This window comes from Streptomyces sp. NPDC090088 (genome assembly GCF_044747345.1).
GTDB lineage: Bacteria > Actinomycetota > Actinomycetes > Streptomycetales > Streptomycetaceae > Streptomyces.
This window is the reverse complement of record NZ_JBIVDZ010000001.1, coordinates 1,746,173-1,762,146: the sequence shown is the minus strand read 5'-3', so window position 1 is coordinate 1,762,146 and position 15,974 is coordinate 1,746,173. Positions and strand designations below refer to the sequence as shown.

General features: G+C 69.9%; 20 protein-coding genes. 3 read left to right on the top strand and 17 right to left on the bottom strand.

The annotated features are described in order from the left end of the window. Nucleotides 1-147: 147 nt before the first annotated feature. From ACIPSJ_RS07815 to ACIPSJ_RS07805, 3 genes are all read right to left on the bottom strand, one after another. The gene (locus tag ACIPSJ_RS07815; protein ID WP_401344323.1) at nt 148-1,008 is read right to left on the bottom strand and encodes an RNA polymerase sigma-70 factor; all 861 of its coding nucleotides are present in this window, start codon (nt 1,006-1,008) and stop codon (nt 148-150) included. Next, the gene (locus ACIPSJ_RS07810) at nt 1,005-1,583 is read right to left on the bottom strand and encodes a carboxymuconolactone decarboxylase family protein (protein WP_401344322.1); all 579 of its coding nucleotides are present in this window, start codon (nt 1,581-1,583) and stop codon (nt 1,005-1,007) included. Before ACIPSJ_RS07810 ends, ACIPSJ_RS07815 begins: the two co-directional genes overlap by 4 nt. Nucleotides 1,584-1,675: 92 nt before the next feature. Beyond that, nucleotides 1,676-2,158, bottom strand: a complete 483-nt coding sequence (locus tag ACIPSJ_RS07805; protein WP_401344320.1) for a hypothetical protein — start codon at nt 2,156-2,158, stop codon at nt 1,676-1,678. A 149-nt stretch (nt 2,159-2,307) separates the two neighbouring features. Here ACIPSJ_RS07805 and ACIPSJ_RS07800 point away from each other — a divergent pair, with 149 nt between their 5' ends. Beyond that, nucleotides 2,308-2,679, top strand: a complete 372-nt coding sequence (locus ACIPSJ_RS07800; RefSeq protein WP_401344318.1) for a hypothetical protein — start codon at nt 2,308-2,310, stop codon at nt 2,677-2,679. 33 nt (nt 2,680-2,712) lie between these two features. Continuing rightward, nucleotides 2,713-3,036 (top strand): hypothetical protein, encoded by a 324-nt coding sequence (locus ACIPSJ_RS07795; protein ID WP_401344316.1) that lies wholly within the window; start codon nt 2,713-2,715, stop codon nt 3,034-3,036. 126 nt (nt 3,037-3,162) lie between these two features. Here the strand turns inward: ACIPSJ_RS07795 and dapD are convergent, their stop codons facing one another. From dapD to ACIPSJ_RS07765, 6 genes are all read right to left on the bottom strand, one after another. Beyond that, complete coding sequence (gene dapD / locus ACIPSJ_RS07790; RefSeq protein ID WP_359222046.1) at nt 3,163-4,152, bottom strand: 2,3,4,5-tetrahydropyridine-2,6-dicarboxylate N-succinyltransferase; 990 nt, start codon at nt 4,150-4,152, stop codon at nt 3,163-3,165. Nucleotides 4,153-4,264: 112 nt separating this feature from the next. Beyond that, a complete protein-coding gene (locus ACIPSJ_RS07785; protein ID WP_401344314.1) occupies nt 4,265-5,275 on the bottom strand; it encodes a CU044_5270 family protein in 1,011 nt (336 codons plus the stop codon). 2 nt (nt 5,276-5,277) lie between these two features. Beyond that, nucleotides 5,278-5,931: an RNA polymerase sigma factor gene (locus ACIPSJ_RS07780; RefSeq protein ID WP_401344312.1), complete on the bottom strand. Its 654-nt coding sequence runs from the start codon at nt 5,929-5,931 to the stop codon at nt 5,278-5,280. A gap of 133 nt (nt 5,932-6,064) precedes the next feature. Continuing rightward, a complete protein-coding gene (locus tag ACIPSJ_RS07775) occupies nt 6,065-6,601 on the bottom strand; it encodes a TetR family transcriptional regulator (protein ID WP_359222051.1) in 537 nt (178 codons plus the stop codon). Beyond that, complete coding sequence (locus ACIPSJ_RS07770; RefSeq protein ID WP_355715218.1) at nt 6,601-6,921, bottom strand: multidrug efflux SMR transporter; 321 nt, start codon at nt 6,919-6,921, stop codon at nt 6,601-6,603. The genes ACIPSJ_RS07775 and ACIPSJ_RS07770 overlap by 1 nt, the downstream gene beginning before the upstream one ends. A 112-nt stretch (nt 6,922-7,033) precedes the next feature. Next, complete coding sequence (locus ACIPSJ_RS07765) at nt 7,034-8,047, bottom strand: sulfotransferase family protein (protein ID WP_401344309.1); 1,014 nt, start codon at nt 8,045-8,047, stop codon at nt 7,034-7,036. A gap of 244 nt (nt 8,048-8,291) precedes the next feature. Between ACIPSJ_RS07765 and ACIPSJ_RS07760 the strand changes: the two genes are divergently transcribed. After that, nucleotides 8,292-9,188 carry an AbfB domain-containing protein gene (locus ACIPSJ_RS07760; RefSeq protein WP_401344307.1) on the top strand — a complete coding sequence of 299 codons (897 nt, stop codon included), beginning with the start codon at nt 8,292-8,294 and terminating at the stop codon, nt 9,186-9,188. 56 nt (nt 9,189-9,244) lie between these two features. On the opposite strand, the gene ACIPSJ_RS07755 is transcribed toward ACIPSJ_RS07760, so the two are convergent. Genes ACIPSJ_RS07755 through ACIPSJ_RS07720 form a run of 8 tightly spaced genes read right to left on the bottom strand, consistent with a single transcriptional unit; the run spans nt 9,245 to nt 15,838 of the window. Continuing rightward, the gene (locus tag ACIPSJ_RS07755) at nt 9,245-9,577 is read right to left on the bottom strand and encodes a metal-sulfur cluster assembly factor (protein ID WP_355715227.1); all 333 of its coding nucleotides are present in this window, start codon (nt 9,575-9,577) and stop codon (nt 9,245-9,247) included. Next, nucleotides 9,574-10,044 carry a Fe-S cluster assembly sulfur transfer protein SufU gene (sufU, locus tag ACIPSJ_RS07750; protein WP_355715230.1) on the bottom strand — a complete coding sequence of 157 codons (471 nt, stop codon included), beginning with the start codon at nt 10,042-10,044 and terminating at the stop codon, nt 9,574-9,576. Before sufU ends, ACIPSJ_RS07755 begins: the two co-directional genes overlap by 4 nt. Nucleotides 10,045-10,062: 18 nt before the next feature. After that, a complete protein-coding gene (locus ACIPSJ_RS07745) occupies nt 10,063-11,319 on the bottom strand; it encodes a cysteine desulfurase (RefSeq protein WP_359222059.1) in 1,257 nt (418 codons plus the stop codon). Then, nucleotides 11,316-12,080, bottom strand: coding sequence for a Fe-S cluster assembly ATPase SufC (gene sufC, locus ACIPSJ_RS07740; RefSeq protein WP_355715235.1), 765 nt, complete (start codon nt 12,078-12,080; stop codon nt 11,316-11,318). The genes ACIPSJ_RS07745 and sufC overlap by 4 nt, the downstream gene beginning before the upstream one ends. 7 nt (nt 12,081-12,087) lie before the next feature. Further along, nucleotides 12,088-12,411, bottom strand: a complete 324-nt coding sequence (locus ACIPSJ_RS07735; protein ID WP_355715238.1) for a non-heme iron oxygenase ferredoxin subunit — start codon at nt 12,409-12,411, stop codon at nt 12,088-12,090. Then, complete coding sequence (sufD, locus tag ACIPSJ_RS07730) at nt 12,408-13,628, bottom strand: Fe-S cluster assembly protein SufD (protein ID WP_359222062.1); 1,221 nt, start codon at nt 13,626-13,628, stop codon at nt 12,408-12,410. Before sufD ends, ACIPSJ_RS07735 begins: the two co-directional genes overlap by 4 nt. Nucleotides 13,629-13,685: 57 nt before the next feature. Continuing rightward, the gene (sufB, locus tag ACIPSJ_RS07725; RefSeq protein ID WP_189260921.1) at nt 13,686-15,107 is read right to left on the bottom strand and encodes a Fe-S cluster assembly protein SufB; all 1,422 of its coding nucleotides are present in this window, start codon (nt 15,105-15,107) and stop codon (nt 13,686-13,688) included. Continuing rightward, on the bottom strand, nt 15,104-15,838 hold the full coding sequence (locus ACIPSJ_RS07720) for a metalloregulator ArsR/SmtB family transcription factor (RefSeq protein ID WP_359222065.1): 735 nt from the start codon (nt 15,836-15,838) through the stop codon (nt 15,104-15,106). The genes sufB and ACIPSJ_RS07720 overlap by 4 nt, the downstream gene beginning before the upstream one ends. Nucleotides 15,839-15,974 lie beyond the last annotated feature (136 nt).

The window sequence follows — 15,974 nt, the reverse complement described above, 5'->3', positions numbered from 1 at the left end:
TGGATGGTGAGGGGTTGTGCGGGGGTCCCGGGGGGAGCTGGTCAGCTGGTCAGCCCGGGACCCCTGTAGATGGCGGAACAGTATGCGGCGGGCAGGCGTGGCGATCATGGTGGTGGTGACGGCTTGGCGGTGCGGGTGCTGGTGCGACTACCGGGTGAGATCGGCCGGTTCGTCGAGTCGGGTCAGCTTCTGTGGGTTGGAGGTCGCGTAGATCCGGGTGATGCGCCCGTTCTCGATCAGGAAGCTGACCGTGGCGCCTCCGCTGTCGGCTGCGATGCGGATCGCGGGGGCGCCGTTGAGACATACCGTCGTGGTTCTGCAGGCGGTCCGGTCGGTGGCGGCGAGCATCGTCGCCACGAGTGCGGCGCCGTGGACGGGGGCCGGGGCGGCGGCTGTGATCCCGCCTCCGTCGGCGACGAGGACGACGTCCGGCGCCATGATCTCCATGAGGTCCTGGATGCGCCCGGTGCGCAGCGCGGCGACGAAGCGGTCCACCACGGCCTTGTGCTCCGAGCGGCTCACCCTGACGCGTGGCTGTCTGGCGGCGACGTGATCACGGGCCCGCCGGGCGACCTGCCGGACCGCGGCGGAGGTCTTGCCCACGGCCCCGGCGACCTCGTCGTAGGGCATGTCGAAGACCTCGCGGAGCACGAACACCGCGCGTTCCACGGGTTCGAGCGTCTCCAGGACGGTCAGCATGGCGATGGAGACGTTTTCCGCGAGTTCGACGTCGTCGGCCACGTCGGGGTGGGTCAGCAGAGGCTCGGGCAGCCACTCGCCCACATAGTCCTCACGACGGCGGGCGAGGGTGCGCATGCGATTGAGGGCCTGCCGGGTGACGGCCCGGACGAGGTACGCCCGCGGGTCGTGCACCTGTGCCCGGTCGACGCCGGCCCACCGCAGCCAGGTCTCCTGCAGTACGTCCTCCGCGTCGGCGGCGGAGCCGAGCATCTCGTAGGCGACGGTGAACAGCAGGCCGCGGTGGACGACGAACGGGTCCTCCGTCATGCCGTGGACCCCGCACGGGACGCCGCCGGGCGCTTCGCGAGCGGGATCTCGCAGGCGTCGGAGAAGCCCTGTGAGGTGACCCCGTTCGCCACGTTGGCCCTGGTCGCCAGGTTGACGTAGGCGATGAACGCGGTGAGTTCCACCATCGCCCCCGTCCCGAGCCGCTTCAGCAGGGCGGCGTACTGCTCGTCGGTGACGGTCGGCGGCGTGTTCGTCATCGCCTCGGCGTACGCCATGACGTCGCGCTCCAGCGCTGTGAACACCTCCGCCTCCCGCCAGCGCGGCACCTGGCTCGCCTTGGCCAGGTCCAGGTTCTCGTTCCGCGCCTGGAAATAGCCGACGTCCAGGCACCAGCTGCAGCCGACCTGCGACGCGACGGCCATGTGCGCGAACGACTTCAGGCCGGCGTCGGCCCCCTCCCACACCCCCACCTTGGCGCCGAACTCCAGGTTGTCCTGGGCCACCCGGGGGCTGTGCCACAGCACCTCTACGTTCTCGGGCACAGCACCCAGCTGCTTGATCATGTTCTCCCGGAGCTCGGCGGGAAGCTCGGCCTTCGGCAAGCGCAGTGTCATGATGACCCTCCTTGTACGCGTCCCCGTGGGGCTGTTCGGCATGAAGACACCGCCCGGTCCCCGCGCGTGACACCCACGCCTGCCTCGGCCCGTCAGATGTAGGTCCAACGCCAGGCGTTCGAGCTGTAGGCGCACTCGATCTTCACGCCGCCCGCGGTGGTGGTGACGGCTCCGTGATCGCTGTTCCGGCAGAACTGTCCCGCCGAATAGCAGTTCCCCGCGTTGGAGACGATGGTGCAGGTGCCGGCGCTGTCCTGACCGCTACTGCCGCTGCCACTACCGCTGCCGGCGGCCTTGGCGGTGGCGGTCTTGGTGACCGTGACCGTGGGGCCGGGCTTCGCCTTGGCCTTGACGGTCTCGGTGACAGTCGGGCCGGGCTCGGGGGTGGCGGTGACAGTCGCGGTGATGGTGGTCGAGGGTTTGACCTTGGTCTCGACGGGCTGCTGCCCGTCGTTCCCGGCGGAGCCGATGAGCGCGCCCGTGACGAACAGGGCCGTGCCGCCGACCCATACGAGGACACGTCTGTGGAGCGGGCGCGGTGTCGGCGGTATGGGCGCGGTGTACGGGTTGGTCATCTCGTCCCCCCAGGGTGTTTCGGGTGGAGTGACCGTAGTGCCCGTCAGAACCCTGCGTGCAGAGCGTGTGGGATGGGTGGCCATACTGTGACCCGCGCTGGTCGGTGCGCTGGTGCGGGATTCAGGAACCGGAGGGAGGCGTCATCAGCGTGGGTACCGCCGAGCCCGTGGGGCTCCTGGGTGTGGTGATCGTGTACGAGCCGATCTCGGCGCACAGAGTGGTCTGTCACGCCCGCTGCATCAGTGTGGGGCGGAGCGTCTTTCCCGGTGATTCGGTGCTCCCACTCGACAGCCCACCGGATGGCCCGGCTTCCCCGGCCCAGGTACTCCGGATACACCGGGGGCCGCTCTTTGGGGAGTTCACCGAACTCACCCCCGGCTGGAGCGCCGTCGTCGAACTCGAAGGCGTGGACCTGTCCTGGGTGCAGCCCGAAGCGACCCTTCGAGTGGTCCCGACGGAGAGCCCTGCCGAGGTGTCGACGCACGGGCCACGGGTGAACCTTGACCGTGAACACCCGTGAGAGGAGGATCCCCTCCTCGATGAAGGAGTGGGGATGCTGCGGTTCATGGACTGGTCCGTGGTCGCGATGGGATGCGCGCTGGTCCTCATGAGTCTCGGCATCCGGTGGTGGGAGCGGACCGAGGTCCGGAGGGGAAAGAGCCCCGATCAGGACATGCGGTTCTTTCGCGCCTGGCTCCCGCTCCTCCTGGGCCTGGGGATGATCATCGCCAGAGTGCCCGGCCTGCTGCACGCGCCCCACTCCGTCGTCATGATCATGGACACGCTCAACTTCGCACTGGCGGTCACCGTGCTGGTCCTGGTGCTACGAGCGGCACATCGCGGCTTTCGGGCGCGGAGCCCTCGCATCACCGACTAGACACCCCTAAGGACGGCCCCCCTCAAGCCGCGAGCGCCCTTCCACGGTCCGAGGACGGTGGAAGGGCGCTCGGTGATGACCGGCATCGACGGGGCGGCCGCAGCAGGTCACGGCGGCCGTCGTACGTCAGTTGTGGCTGTGCAGGATCTCGTTCAGGCCGCCCCAGACCGCGTTGTTGGGGCGGGCCTCGACGGCGCCGGAGACCGAGTTGCGGCGGAAGAGGATGTTGGAGGCGCCGCTCAGCTCGCGGGCCTTGACGATCTGGCCGTCGGGCATGGTGACGCGGGTGCCCGCGGTGACGTACAGGCCGGCCTCGACCACGCACTCGTCGCCGAGGGCGATGCCGACGCCCGCCTCGGCGCCGACCAGGCAGCGCTCGCCGATGGAGATGATGACGTTGCCGCCGCCGGACAGCGTGCCCATGGTGGAGGCGCCGCCGCCGATGTCCGAGCCGTTGCCGACCACGACGCCGGCGGAGATACGGCCCTCGACCATCGACGTGCCGAGCGTGCCGGCGTTGAAGTTGACGAAGCCCTCGTGCATGACGGTGGTGCCCTCGGAGAGGTGCGCGCCGAGGCGGACGCGGTCGGCGTCGGCGATGCGCACGCCCTTGGGGGCGACGTAGTCGGTCATCCGCGGGAACTTGTCGATCGAGGTGACCTGGAGGTGCAGGCCCTCGGCGCGGGCGTTGAGGCGGACCGTCTCGATGTCGTCGACGGCGACCGGGCCGAGGGAGGTCCAGGCGACGTTGGCGAGGAAGCCGAACTGGCCGTCCAGGCTCAGGCCGTGCGGCTTGACCAGGCGGTGCGAGAGCAGGTGCAGGCGCAGGTAGACGTCGTGCGCGTCGATCGGCTTCTCGTCGATCGAGGCGATGACCGTGCGGACCGCGACGACCTCGACATTGCGGCGGGGGTCCGGGCCGATCGCGCCGGCCGCGCCCGCGCCGAGGAGTTCCACGGCCTGCTCGGCGGTCAGGGTCTCGGTGCCGGCCGGGCCGGGCTCGGCGACCAGTTCGGGAGCGGGGAACCAGGTGTCGAGAACGGTGCCGTCGGCGGCGATGGTGGCGAGGCCGGCGGCCGCGGCGCCGGTGGTGCGAGGAGCAGTCGTGTCGGTCATGAGGGAAACCTAACCGGCCGGGGCCCGCGCAGGCCAACCAGCGACAGCGGTGTCTCGGGTGGCGGGCGGCCCGCACTCCCCACGTGGTGCGGGCCGCCCCGGTCCGGAGGTGTCAGCCGCGGTCGCCGGCCTCGTCCACCACGGCCCTCGCGACGGTCGAGTCGCCGCCGACGACCTTGCCGCCCTGGACCATCCGCATGCCGACGATCCGGTACGTCTGCGGATCGATCAGCCACTGGTCCTGCATCGACTCCCCGCTCTTGGGGTTGTCCTCCCGGCCGTAGCTCACCGCGACCACCCGGCGCCCCGCGGCGGTCTCGACCAGGTGGTCGGTGAGCCGCCCGCCCGGCACCGTGGCGAGGGCGCGGTAGAGCGAGGCCAGCCCCTTGGACGGCATGACGTCGGCGGTCAGCAGGACGCTGATCTCGACGTAGTCGTCGTGCGCCCGGGACGCTCCCCTGCCGTCGGCGATGGCGTTCTTCTCCCGCAGGACCTTCAGCGTCTGCTCACCGCCGGCCGGCAGGGCGGCCAGTACCCGGTACATCTCGCGCGGCGAGCGGTCGTCGCCCTCCCCGCCGTTCTCCAGGTGCATCTTGGTGACGTTGAGCTTGCGGTGCTTGCCGGTGGTGTCCAGCCCCAGGTCGGCCATCGCGGTGCCGTCGTACCTGAGCCAGCTCTCCTGCGGGCCCAGCAGCGCCTTCATGGGGCCCGTGGCGTTCTTGGCCTGCTCGGTCAGCGGTTCCTGCACGCTCTTGGTGTAGATCCACTGCTTGGCCGTGGGTACGGTGCCGTCCGGCTCCGTACCGAGCACATCGGCCGCCCGGCGCAGGAACTCGGCCGCGCTCATCCCCTTGAGGCGCAGGCTCGGGGACCCGGTCGGCGAGGACGCCGGCCGCACCTTCCGCCCGGTGCCGCCGCCCAGCAGCAGCGACACGGTGACGGCGACGGCGGTCACCGCGGCCACCACCCCGGCGATCACGAACCCCCTCCGCCGCCACAGCGACCCGCGCCGTTCCCCGGCCAGCGCCGCTTCGGCCAGCTTCGCCCGCCCCGGCGCGAGCCGCGCGCGGTCGGGCACGAGTGCGCCGGACCGCAGTTCGCGCACCTTGGTCATCTCGTCCATCGCTACGCCACCTCCGTCGCGTCGCCCACGAATGCGGGATCGGCGCCCAGCGCCGTACGGACCTTGCGCCGCGCCCGGTTGAGCCGGGAGCGGACCGTGCCGACCGGGATGTCCAGCGCCTCGGCGACCTCCTGGTAGGTGAGTTCGGCCCAGGCGACGAGCAGCAGGACGTGCCGGTCCCCCACGCTCAGCGCGGCGAGGGCGCCGGCGAGCGGCCCCTGTGCGGCGATCCTGCTGTCGGTGTCCTCGACCCAGGACGCGCCCCCGGACTCGCCCCAGGAGGCGGCGACGGGGTCCTGGCCGGTGCGGGCCAGCGCCTTGAGCGCGCGCACCTCGGTGCGGCGCTGCCTGCCGATGAGGTTGCCCGCGATGCCGTACAGCCAGGGACGGGCGTTGGGGCGCGTCAGGTCGTAGCGGGACCGGATCCGGAAGGCGGTCAGGAAGGTGTCCGCCGATGGGGGTCCCCCCGCGCGAGCGCATTCGAGCGTGGGGGAGTCGTCGGCCGCCGAGTCGCCCAGGCGGCGGGCCGCGTAGCGGTGGATGTCGGGTGCGTACCGGTCGTAGAGCAGGGCGAACAGTTCCGGCTGCTCCAGCGACTGGGCGACGATCTCCGCGTCGTCCTCCGTCCGGGTCGTGGACGGCGGTGGTCCGCTCACAAGGCTCCCCCTGGTTCGTCGGTGCGTGCGTGTCACCTCCTGTTGCCCGGTGGGGACCCGGGAGTTCACGGTTTCCGGCAGAGGTTTCCACGATCCCGGGAAGCGGCCGTACCGCGGCGGACCGGCGAGGGGATCAGGGGATCACCCGTGCCAGCGCCTCCCGCGCGTACTCCTCGTCGTACGGGACGCCGGTGAGCAGCACCTGGAGGCAGATCCCGTCCATCAGCGCGACCAGCGCCCGCGCCGTGCGGGTGTCGGTACGGCGGGCGAGCCGGGCGGCGAGGTCCTCGGCCCACTCGGCGGCCACCGGGCGCAGGGCGGGGCGGCGCAGCGCGGCGAGGTAGAGCTCGTACTCCAGCTCGACGCCGGTACGGTCGCCCGCGAGCCATTCGCCCATCAGTCCGGCGAGTTCGGTGGCGAGGTCGGCCCGGGGATCCTCCAGTCCGCCGCGCGAGGCGACCACCTTGGCGAAGCCCTCGCTGGCCTGGCGCAGCGCGGCGACGATCAGCTCGTCGAGGGTCTTGAAGTGGTACGTCGTGGAGCCGAGCGGCACATCCGCCGCGGCGGCCACGGAGCGGTGGCTCAGCCCGGCAAGCCCCTTCTCGCCGACCACCCGGATCGCCGCCTCGATGATCCGCTGCCGGCGCTCGGGGTCGTAACGGCGTGGCATCAGTGCGCGCCTCCCAGGTTCAGGACCACCACTCCCCCGATGATCAGCACGATTCCGGCGACCTTGACCAGGCTCAGCCCCTCGCCGAACAGCATCAGGCCGAGCACGGCGATGGTCGCGGTGCCGGCGCCGGACCAGATCGCGTACGCCGTGCCGATCGACACGGTCTTCAGCGTCTGGGCCAGGAGCAGGAAGGAGACGACGTAGCCCAGCGTCGTCAGCAGCGTCGGCCAGAGTCTGCTGAAGCCGTCGCTGTACTTCATCGCCGTCGTCGCGGCGACCTCGGCGGCTATGGCGCCGGCGAGCGTGAGGTATCCCATGTGTACGAGTGTACGCACCGTTGTGTACGACCGTACGCATCAGCGCTCCCACGGACCGCCGGGGTCTGTGTCGCTGCGGCTGCGGCTGTCGCTGTCGGCGTCGGTGTCGGTGTCATGCCGTGACCTCGTAGCCGGACCGGGCCGCCGCCACCGGGCCCGGTTCGCGCAGCCGGGTCAGCCGGTCGAGCAGCCGGCGCTTGGCGTGGGCCGCGCGGCGCAGGGCGAAGACGCGGCGGTAGCGGAGGAGTTCGGCCGGGTCGGGCCGGACCGCTCCGCTCGGTTCGTAGCCGTACCGGGCGAGGCGGTCACCCAGGACGGCGTCGGCGAGCCGGATCTGATCCGGTGTCAGCCGTTGCTGCCAGCTGCCGGCGCGGGAGGTGTCGAGGGCGCCGCGGGTGCGGCGGTGCCAGGTCTTGCGGGCCGGTACGGCGGTGCGGGCGAGGCGGTGCGGCCGGGTCATGGCCGGGTCGTACTCCTCGCCCAAGTAGGCGCAGATCAGCCGGAGTTGGGTCTCGGGGTCGGCGACCAGGTCCTCGAAGCGGACCTCGTGCCAGGCGCCCGGGCCGAGCCGGCCGGCGTAGCGCCGGGTCACGTCCATCACCTGGGCCCAGGTGGCCACCGCCTCGTGGAAGCCGCGGTGCCACCAGGGCATGCCGAGCAGTGAGGCCGCGCAGTCCCGGCCGTCGCGGACCAGGTGCACGAACTGGGCGTCCGGGAAGAGCCGCAGGATCTCCTCGACGTGCAGGGCGTAGGCGGGCCGCTTGTCGCCCCAGCGGGCCTTGCCGTGGCTCTCCGCGTACGCCTTGAGGGCGATGCCGAGGGCCGAGCCGAGGGTGGGCGGGCCGTCGGCGATCCGGCCGGCGACGACCTCGGCGTCCAGGCCCAGTTCATGGAAACGGGTTTCCCTGCGGCCGGTGATCCACTGGGCGAGTCCGGCCCGGTTCAGGGGCTCCCGCAGGTCGCCGAAGCTGAGCCGGCGCTCGTACGCGGGCAGCACGAAGCGGGTCTCCGGCGGCAGGGCGATCCGCGGGTGGGCGTGCAGCATCAGCTGGAGCAGGGTCGTACCGGAGCGGGGGCAGCCGACGACGAAGACGGGGCGAGCAGGGGAAAGCGCTGAGGTAGCCATCCACGTCAGGCTGCCGTCGGGCGATGAGCCGGCACTGGGAGGGCGCTGAGAATGACGTTTGAACTCCCGTGCGCCACATGAGGATGTTTAATGCTCACAGAAACCGCTCGCTGAAACGGCTCCCCGCAGCCCCGCGACTCCACTAGTCTGTGCACCTCTGTGATCCATCACTGTTTCACATGTCACTCACCTCACCTTCACACCCCCGGCTGCCGCTGCCTTGGCGCCGCTGGAGGAAACGCGCATGCCAGAAACCACCCCCCAGCCCCCGCCGCACCCCTCCTGGGAGAACGGCTGGGCCCCCGACACCTCACGGGCTCCCGGAACCCGAAGACTCTGGCTGGCCGGCACGCTGGCGATCGCCACGATCGTCGCCTGCGTCACGGCGATAGCCGTCAGCCGCACCACCCCTGACCAGGCGTCATCGGCTCCCCCGGCGACCGACGCACACACCGACAACGGCCCCGGCCTGCTCTCCTTCGCCTCGCCCACGACCACGGGTGCGACCGCCCCCGCCAAGGACAAGTCGGGCATGGCGTCCACCGGGCCGACCGCGTCGGCCTCCGCCGCGGCCTCGGCGCACGGCACCACCCCCAAAGCCTCGCCGACCGGCGCGAAGCCGTCCAAGTCCTCGTCGTCCACAGGCGGTTCGAGCGGCTCGGGCAGTTCGAGCGGCTCAGGCGGTTCGAGCGGCTCGGGCGGTTCGGGTCAACAGACCAGCAGCGCCCGCAAGTCGGTCCGCTCGGTCAATTACCCCGACCGCTACTGGCACGTGAGCGACGGCCTGGTGAAGCTCGACGCGCCACGCGGCTCGGAGTCCCGCGAGGACTCCTCCTTCACCGTGGTCAAGGGCCTCGCGAACAGCTCCTGCTTCTCGTTCAAGACGGCCGACGGCAGGTACCTGCGGCACCGCAACTTCATCCTGCGCGCCATGAGTGACGACGGCTCGTCCCTCTTCAAGCAGGACGCCACCTTCTGCGCCCGGGCCTCCTCCTACTCCGGCGCGGTCATGCTGGAGTCGGTGAACTACCCCGGCCGCTATCTCCGCCACCAGAACTTCCAGCTGAAGCTGGACCCCTACCAGAACAGCGACCTCTACCGCGCGGACTCCGCGTTCCGGTTCGTGGACCCGCTGGACTGAGCGCACAGACGAAAGCGGCGGCACCCGGAGGTGCCGCCGCTTTCCCGTGTCCGGTCTCAGACGTTGAACCCGAGCGCCCGCAACTGCTCGCGGCCGTCGTCGGTGATCTTGTCGGGGCCCCACGGGGGCATCCAGACCCAGTTGATGCGCAGTTCGTTGACGAGGCCGTCCGTGGCGGACTTGGCCTGGTCCTCGATGACGTCGGTCAGCGGGCAGGCCGCCGAGGTCAGGGTCATGTCGACGGTGGCGATGTTCGCGTCGTCGATGTGGATGCCGTAGATCAGGCCGAGGTTGACGACGTCGATGCCCAGCTCGGGGTCGACGACGTCGTACAGCGCCTCGCGGAGTTCTTCCTCCGAGGCCGGCTTCATCTCTGCGGTCTCGCTCATGCCGTCTTCCTTTCGGCGTCGGCCGCGCCGCCCAGCGCCTGGGCCGTCGCGTCCTTCCACGCCATCCAGCTCAGGAGGGCGCACTTGACCCGGGCCGGGTACTTGGAGACCCCGGCGAACGCGACGGCGTCCTCCAGGACCTCCTCCATCGCGTCGTCGGGCTCGATCCTGCCCTTGGACTGCATCAGCTCCAGGAAGGTCTCCTGGATCTTCTGCGCGTCGGCCAGCTCCCTGCCGACGAGCAGGTCGTTCAGTACGGAGGCCGAGGCCTGGCTGATGGAGCAGCCCTGGCCCTCGTACGAGACGTCCTCGATGGTCGTGCCGTCGTACTTCACTCGGAGGGTGATCTCGTCGCCGCACGTCGGGTTCACATGGTGCACCTCGGCGTCGCCGTCCCGGAGACCACGCCCGTGCGGGTGCTTGTAGTGGTCCAGGATGACTTCCTGGTACATCGAATCCAGCTTCACGGTCTCAGCCCACGCCCTTCAGCCGAAGAAGTTCCGTACATGCTCCAGTCCCTCGACCAGAGCATCGATCTCGGCCGGAGTGGAGTACAGATAGAACGACGCTCGCGTGGTCGCAGGAATTCCGTACCTCAGGCAGACCGGCCGCGCGCAGTGGTGGCCGACCCGGACCGCGATGCCCTGCTCGTCGAGGACCTGGCCCACGTCGTGCGGGTGGATGTCCCCGAGGGTGAAGGAGATCGCGGCGCCCCGGTCCTCGGCCGTGGTGGGGCCGATGATCTTCAGGTCCGGGACCTCGGACAGCCGCTTCACCGCGTACTCGGTGAGCGCGTGCTCATGGGCGAGGATCTTGTCCATGCCGATGGCGTTGAGGTAGTCGATCGCCGCGCCGAGGCCGACCGCCTGGGCGATCGGCGGGGTGCCCGCCTCGAACTTGTGGGGCGCCGGGGCGTACGTCGAGGAGTGCATCGAGACCGTCTCGATCATCTCGCCGCCGCCGAGGAACGGGGGCAGGTCCTCCAGGAGCTCCTGGCGGCCCCAGAGGACGCCGATGCCGGTCGGGCCGCACATCTTGTGGCCGGTGAAGGCCACGAAGTCGGCCTGGAGGGCCTGTACGTCCAGCGGCATGTGGGGCGCGGCCTGGGAGGCGTCGATGCAGACGAGCGCGCCGACCTCCTGGGCGCGGCGCACTATCGCCTCGACCGGGTTGACCGTGCCCAGGATGTTCGACACCAGCACGAAGGAGACGATCTTCGTCTTCTCCGTGATGACCTCGTTGATGTTGGACAGGTCGAGCCGGCCGTCGTCGGTGAGGCCGAACCACTTCAGCTTCGCGCCCGTGCGCTGCGCGAGCAGCTGCCACGGCACGATGTTGGAGTGGTGCTCCATCTCCGTGATGACGATCTCGGTCTCGTGGTCCACCCGGTAGGGCTCGTCGGCCCAGCCGAGCATGTTGGCCACGAGGTTCAGCGACTCGGAGGCGTTCTTGGTGAAGATCACCTCGTCGCGGCTGGGCGCGTTGATGAACTCGGCGACCTTGTCGCGCGCGCCCTCGTACAGCGCCGTGGCCTCCTCGGCGAGCACATGCACACCGCGGTGGACGTTGGCGTTGTAGCGCTCGTAGTACTCGCTCAGGGCGTCCAGTACCTGGCGCGGCTTCTGGCTGGTCGCCGCGTTGTCCAGGTACACGAGCTTCTTGCCGTCGTGGACCAGCCGGTCCAGGACGGGGAAGTCCTTGCGGATCGCCTCGGTGTCGAGGAGGCCCGGCAGCTGTGTCACTCGGATGCGCCACCCTTCGTGTAAGCCTCGTAGCCCTCGTTCTCCAGCTTGTCGGCGAGCTCGGGACCGCCGGACTCGACGATCTTGCCGCCCGCGAAGACGTGGACGTGGTCGGGCTTGATGTAGCGCAGGATGCGCGTGTAGTGCGTGATCAGCAGGGTGCCGACCTCGCCGGTCTCGCGGACGCGGTTGACGCCCTCGGAGACGATGCGAAGGGCGTCGACGTCGAGGCCGGAGTCGGTCTCGTCGAGGATCGCGATCTTCGGCTTGAGCAGTTCGAGCTGGAGGATCTCGTGGCGCTTCTTCTCACCGCCGGAGAAGCCCTCGTTGACGTTGCGCTCGGCGAAGGAGGGGTCCATGGAGAGGCGCTCCATGGTCTCCTTGACCTCCTTCACCCAGGTACGCAGCTTGGGGGCCTCGCCGCGGATGGCGGTGGCGGAGGTGCGCAGGAAGTTGGAGACCGAGACACCGGGGACCTCGACCGGGTACTGCATCGCCAGGAACAGGCCCGCGCGGGCGCGCTCGTCGACGGACATCTCCAGGACGTCCTCGCCGTCGAGCAGCACGGTGCCGCCGGTGATCGTGTACTTCGGGTGACCGGCCAGCGAGTAGGCGAGGGTCGACTTGCCGGAGCCGTTGGGGCCCATGATGGCGTGCGTCTCGCCCTGCTTCACGGTCAGGTCGACGCCCTTGAGGATCTCCTTCGTGGCGTTGTCGGCCTCGACGGTGACGTGCAGGTCTCGGATTTCAAGCGTTGCCATGGGTGCCTCAGGACTCCTGGGTGAGGGAGACGAGCACGTCGTCCCCTTCGATCTTTACGGGGTAAACGGGGACGGGGCGCGTGGCCGGGAGGCCGGACGGCTTGCCGGTGCGCAGGTCGAAGCTGGAGCCGTGCAGCCAGCACTCGATCTGGCAGTCCTCCACCTCGCCCTCGGAGAGCGAGACGTTGGCGTGGGAGCAGATGTCGTGGATCGCGAACACCTCGCCCTCGGTCTTCACGACCGAGACCGGCGTGCCGTCGAGTTCCACCCGCTTCGGGGTGTCCTCCTCCAGCTCGCTCAGCCCGCAGGCGCGTACGAAGGTGCTGGTCATGCGACCGAGGCCTCCAGCTCCTCCTCGATCTTGGCGAGCAGGCGCTCCTCGATGTCGGCGACACCGATCTGCTGGACCAGTTCGGCGAAGAAGCCGCGGACGACGAGGCGGCGGGCCTCGTGCTGCGGGATGCCGCGGGCCATCAGGTAGAAGAGCTGCTCGTCGTCGAAGCGGCCGGTGGCGGAGGCGTGGCCGGCGCCGACGATCTCGCCGGTCTCGATCTCCAGGTTCGGCACCGAGTCGACCCGCGCGCCGTCCGTGAGGACCAGGTTGCGGTTCATCTCGTAGGTGTCGGTGCCCTCGGCCTTGGCCTCGATGAGGACGTCGCCGATCCACACCGCGTGCGCGTCGTCGCCCTGGAGCGCGCCCTTGTAGGCGACGTTGGACTTGCAGTGCGGGGTGTTGTGGTCGACCAGCAGGCGGTGCTCCTGGTGCTGCCCGGCGTCGGTGAAGTACAGGCCGTACAGCTCGGCCTCGCCGCCGGTGCCGGCGTAGGCGACGCGCGGGTGGAGCCGTACGACGTCGCCGCCGAAGGTGACGACCACGGACTTGAAGCTGGCGTCGCGGCCGACCAGGGCGTTGTGCTGGGCGACGTGGACGGCCTTGTCGTCCCAGTCCTGGACGGAGACGACGGTGAGCTTGGCGCCGTCGCCGAGGACGTACTCGACGTTGGCGGCGGTGACCACGTCACCGGTGTGGTCGATGACGACGACGGCCTCGGCGAAGGCACCCAGCTCGATGACCTGGTGGCCGAAGGCGACGCCGCCCTGGCCGTGCACGCTGATCCGGATCGGCTCGGTGAGCACCGTCTCCTTGGGGACGGTGACCACGCCGGCCTGCTCGAAGGCGGAGTACGCCTGGGCGGCGACCCGGTCCACGGGGGCGCCGGCCCGGCCGAGCCGGGGGTCGTCGCGGCCGACCAGCTCGACGGTGACGCCCTCGGGGGCCTCCACCGCGACCTTCAGGCTGTCGCCGGTGGCGACCGCCGTGCCGTCGTGCAGCCCGCGCAGGCGCTCCAGCGGGGTGAACCGCCACTCCTCCTCGCGGCCGTGCGGGACCGGGAAGTCCGCGACGTCGAAGGACGGGGGCGCGCTCATGCGCGTCGCGACGGTCGACTCGGCGGCCACCGCGATGGCGCCGGCGGTGGTGGAACCCACCGGTGGGGGTCCCCCCGCCGAAGCGAAGCCGGAGGTGGGGGAGTTCTGAGCCTCAGCCATGGCTGTCGGTCTGCTCGCTTTCTTACGTGAGTGGCTTGACGGGAGCGGCGGTGGCGCTTAGCCGACCGCGCCCTCCATCTGGAGCTCGATCAGCCGGTTGAGCTCGAGGGCGTACTCCATGGGCAGTTCCTTGGCGATCGGCTCGACGAAGCCGCGCACGATCATCGCCATCGCCTCGAACTCGGTCAGACCGCGGCTCATCAGGTAGAAGAGCTGGTCCTCGGAGACCTTGGAGACGGTCGCCTCGTGGCCCATGGACACGTCGTCCTCGCGGACGTCGACGTACGGGTACGTGTCCGAGCGGGAGATGGTGTCGACCAGCAGCGCGTCGCAGAGCACGTTGGACTTGGAGCCGGCGGCGCCCTCGCCGATCTCGACGAGACCGCGGTAGGACGTGCGGCCACCGCCACGGGCGACGGACTTCGACACGATGTTGGAGGAGGTGTTCGGCGCCATGTGGACCATCTTGGAGCCGGCGTCCTGGTGCTGGCCCTCGCCCGCGAAGGCGATGGAGAGGGTCTCGCCCTTGGCGTGCTCGCCCATCAGGTAGACGGCCGGGTACTTCATCGTCACCTTGGAGCCGATGTTGCCGTCGATCCACTCCATGGTCGCGCCCTCGTAGGCGACGGCGCGCTTGGTGACCAGGTTGTAGACGTTGTTCGACCAGTTCTGGATGGTCGTGTAGCGGCAGCGGGCGTTCTTCTTGACGATGATCTCGACCACGGCGCTGTGCAGCGAGTCCGACTTGTAGATCGGGGCCGTACAGCCCTCGACGTAGTGCACGTAGGCGCCCTCGTCGACGATGATCAGGGTCCGCTCGAACTGGCCCATGTTCTCCGTGTTGATCCGGAAGTAGGCCTGGAGCGGGATCTCGACGTGCACGCCCTTCGGCACGTAGATGAAGGAGCCGCCCGACCACACGGCGGTGTTCAGCGACGCGAACTTGTTGTCACCGACGGGGATGACGGTGCCGAAGTACTCCTTGAAGAGCTCCGGGTGCTCCTTCAGCGCGGTGTCGGTGTCCAGGAAGATGACGCCCTGCTCCTCCAGGTCCTCGCGGATCTGGTGGTAGACGACCTCCGACTCGTACTGGGCGGCGACACCGGCGACCAGGCGCTGCTTCTCCGCCTCCGGGATGCCCAGCTTGTCGTAGGTGTTCTTGATGTCCTCGGGCAGGTCCTCCCAGGACTCCGCCTGCTTCTCGGTGGAGCGCACGAAGTACTTGATGTTGTCGAAGTCGATGCCGGAGAGGTCGGAGCCCCAGTTCGGCATGGGCTTCTTCTCGAAGAGGCGCAGGCCCTTGAGACGGAGCTTGGTCATCCACTCCGGCTCGGACTTCTTCGCGGAGATGTCCCGGACGACGTCCTCGTTGATGCCGCGCTTGGCAGAGGCGCCGGCCGTGTCGGAGTCGGCCCAGCCGTATTCGTACTTGCCCAGGCCTTCCAGCTCAGGGTGGGCAGTCTCCGTGGGGAGAGTCATGCGGGGTTCCTCCCGGCCGTGCTTGCGGATGCGTCAGTGGAAATCTTGGGGATGAACGTCGTGCAGACGCCGTCGCCGTGCGCGATGGTCGCCAGTCGCTGGACATGTGTTCCGAGCAGCTCGGCGAAGATCTCCGTCTCCGCCTCGCACAGCTGGGGGAACTGCTCCGCGACATGGGCGACCGGGCAGTGGTGCTGGCACAGCTGTTCGCCGACCGGTGCGCTGCGCGCCGTGGCAGCGTACCCGTCCACGCTCAGCGCCCTGGCCAGCGCCTCGGCCCGCTCGTCGGGGCGCACGCTCTCGATCGCCTTGCGGTAGGCGCGCGCCTGGGCGGTGATCCGGGCCCGGGCGAAGGCGGCGACCGCCTCCTGGCCGCCCCCCTGCTCGGCGATCCAGCGCAGCGCGTCGGCGGCCAGCTTGTCGTACGACTGGTCGAAGGCGTCCCGGCCGCAGTCGGTGAGGGCGAAGACCTTGGCGGGGCGGCCACGGGTCCGTGCGCCGTACACCCGCTGCTCGCGTGCCTCCACGACATCGTCGGCGACCAGCGCGTCCAGATGCCGGCGTACGGCCGCCGGGGTCAGGCCCAGGCGTCCGGCCAGCTCGGTGACGGTCGACGGGCCGTGGTCCAGGATCGACCGCGCGACCCGGTTGCGCGTCGAACGCTCACCGGTCGCCAGCTCCTCCTGCGGGACCCCGATGGGGGTCTCCCGAGCCTCGTCGACGTTTTTCACAACGCCATTGTTGCGTAATTCCTCAGAGGCAGGCAAGCCGCGTCCGGGCGACCGGACGGTGCCCTGCGTCACTTAGGCATACCTAATCTGACCTGCGGAAACGATCTTTGATCGATCATCCCTCGGCCAAACCGGT

Excerpts from the sequence above, each read along its gene's own strand:
- ACIPSJ_RS07815 (WP_401344323.1), bottom strand. The coding sequence starts at position 1,008 with ATGACGGAGGACCCGTTCGTCGTCCACCGCGGCCTGCTGTTCACCGTC.
- ACIPSJ_RS07810 (WP_401344322.1), bottom strand. The coding sequence starts at position 1,583 with ATGACACTGCGCTTGCCGAAGGCCGAGCTTCCCGCCGAGCTCCGGGAG.
- ACIPSJ_RS07805 (WP_401344320.1), bottom strand. The coding sequence starts at position 2,158 with ATGACCAACCCGTACACCGCGCCCATACCGCCGACACCGCGCCCGCTC.
- ACIPSJ_RS07795 (WP_401344316.1), top strand. The coding sequence starts at position 2,713 with ATGCTGCGGTTCATGGACTGGTCCGTGGTCGCGATGGGATGCGCGCTG.
- dapD (WP_359222046.1), bottom strand. The coding sequence starts at position 4,152 with ATGACCGACACGACTGCTCCTCGCACCACCGGCGCCGCGGCCGCCGGC.
- ACIPSJ_RS07785 (WP_401344314.1), bottom strand. The coding sequence starts at position 5,275 with ATGGACGAGATGACCAAGGTGCGCGAACTGCGGTCCGGCGCACTCGTG.
- ACIPSJ_RS07775 (WP_359222051.1), bottom strand. The coding sequence starts at position 6,601 with ATGCCACGCCGTTACGACCCCGAGCGCCGGCAGCGGATCATCGAGGCG.
- ACIPSJ_RS07770 (WP_355715218.1), bottom strand. The coding sequence starts at position 6,921 with ATGGGATACCTCACGCTCGCCGGCGCCATAGCCGCCGAGGTCGCCGCG.
- ACIPSJ_RS07765 (WP_401344309.1), bottom strand. The coding sequence starts at position 8,047 with ATGGCTACCTCAGCGCTTTCCCCTGCTCGCCCCGTCTTCGTCGTCGGC.
- ACIPSJ_RS07760 (WP_401344307.1), top strand. The coding sequence starts at position 8,292 with ATGCCAGAAACCACCCCCCAGCCCCCGCCGCACCCCTCCTGGGAGAAC.
- ACIPSJ_RS07755 (WP_355715227.1), bottom strand. The coding sequence starts at position 9,577 with ATGAGCGAGACCGCAGAGATGAAGCCGGCCTCGGAGGAAGAACTCCGC.
- sufC (WP_355715235.1), bottom strand. The coding sequence starts at position 12,080 with ATGGCAACGCTTGAAATCCGAGACCTGCACGTCACCGTCGAGGCCGAC.
- ACIPSJ_RS07735 (WP_355715238.1), bottom strand. The coding sequence starts at position 12,411 with ATGACCAGCACCTTCGTACGCGCCTGCGGGCTGAGCGAGCTGGAGGAG.
- sufD (WP_359222062.1), bottom strand. The coding sequence starts at position 13,628 with ATGGCTGAGGCTCAGAACTCCCCCACCTCCGGCTTCGCTTCGGCGGGG.
- sufB (WP_189260921.1), bottom strand. The coding sequence starts at position 15,107 with ATGACTCTCCCCACGGAGACTGCCCACCCTGAGCTGGAAGGCCTGGGC.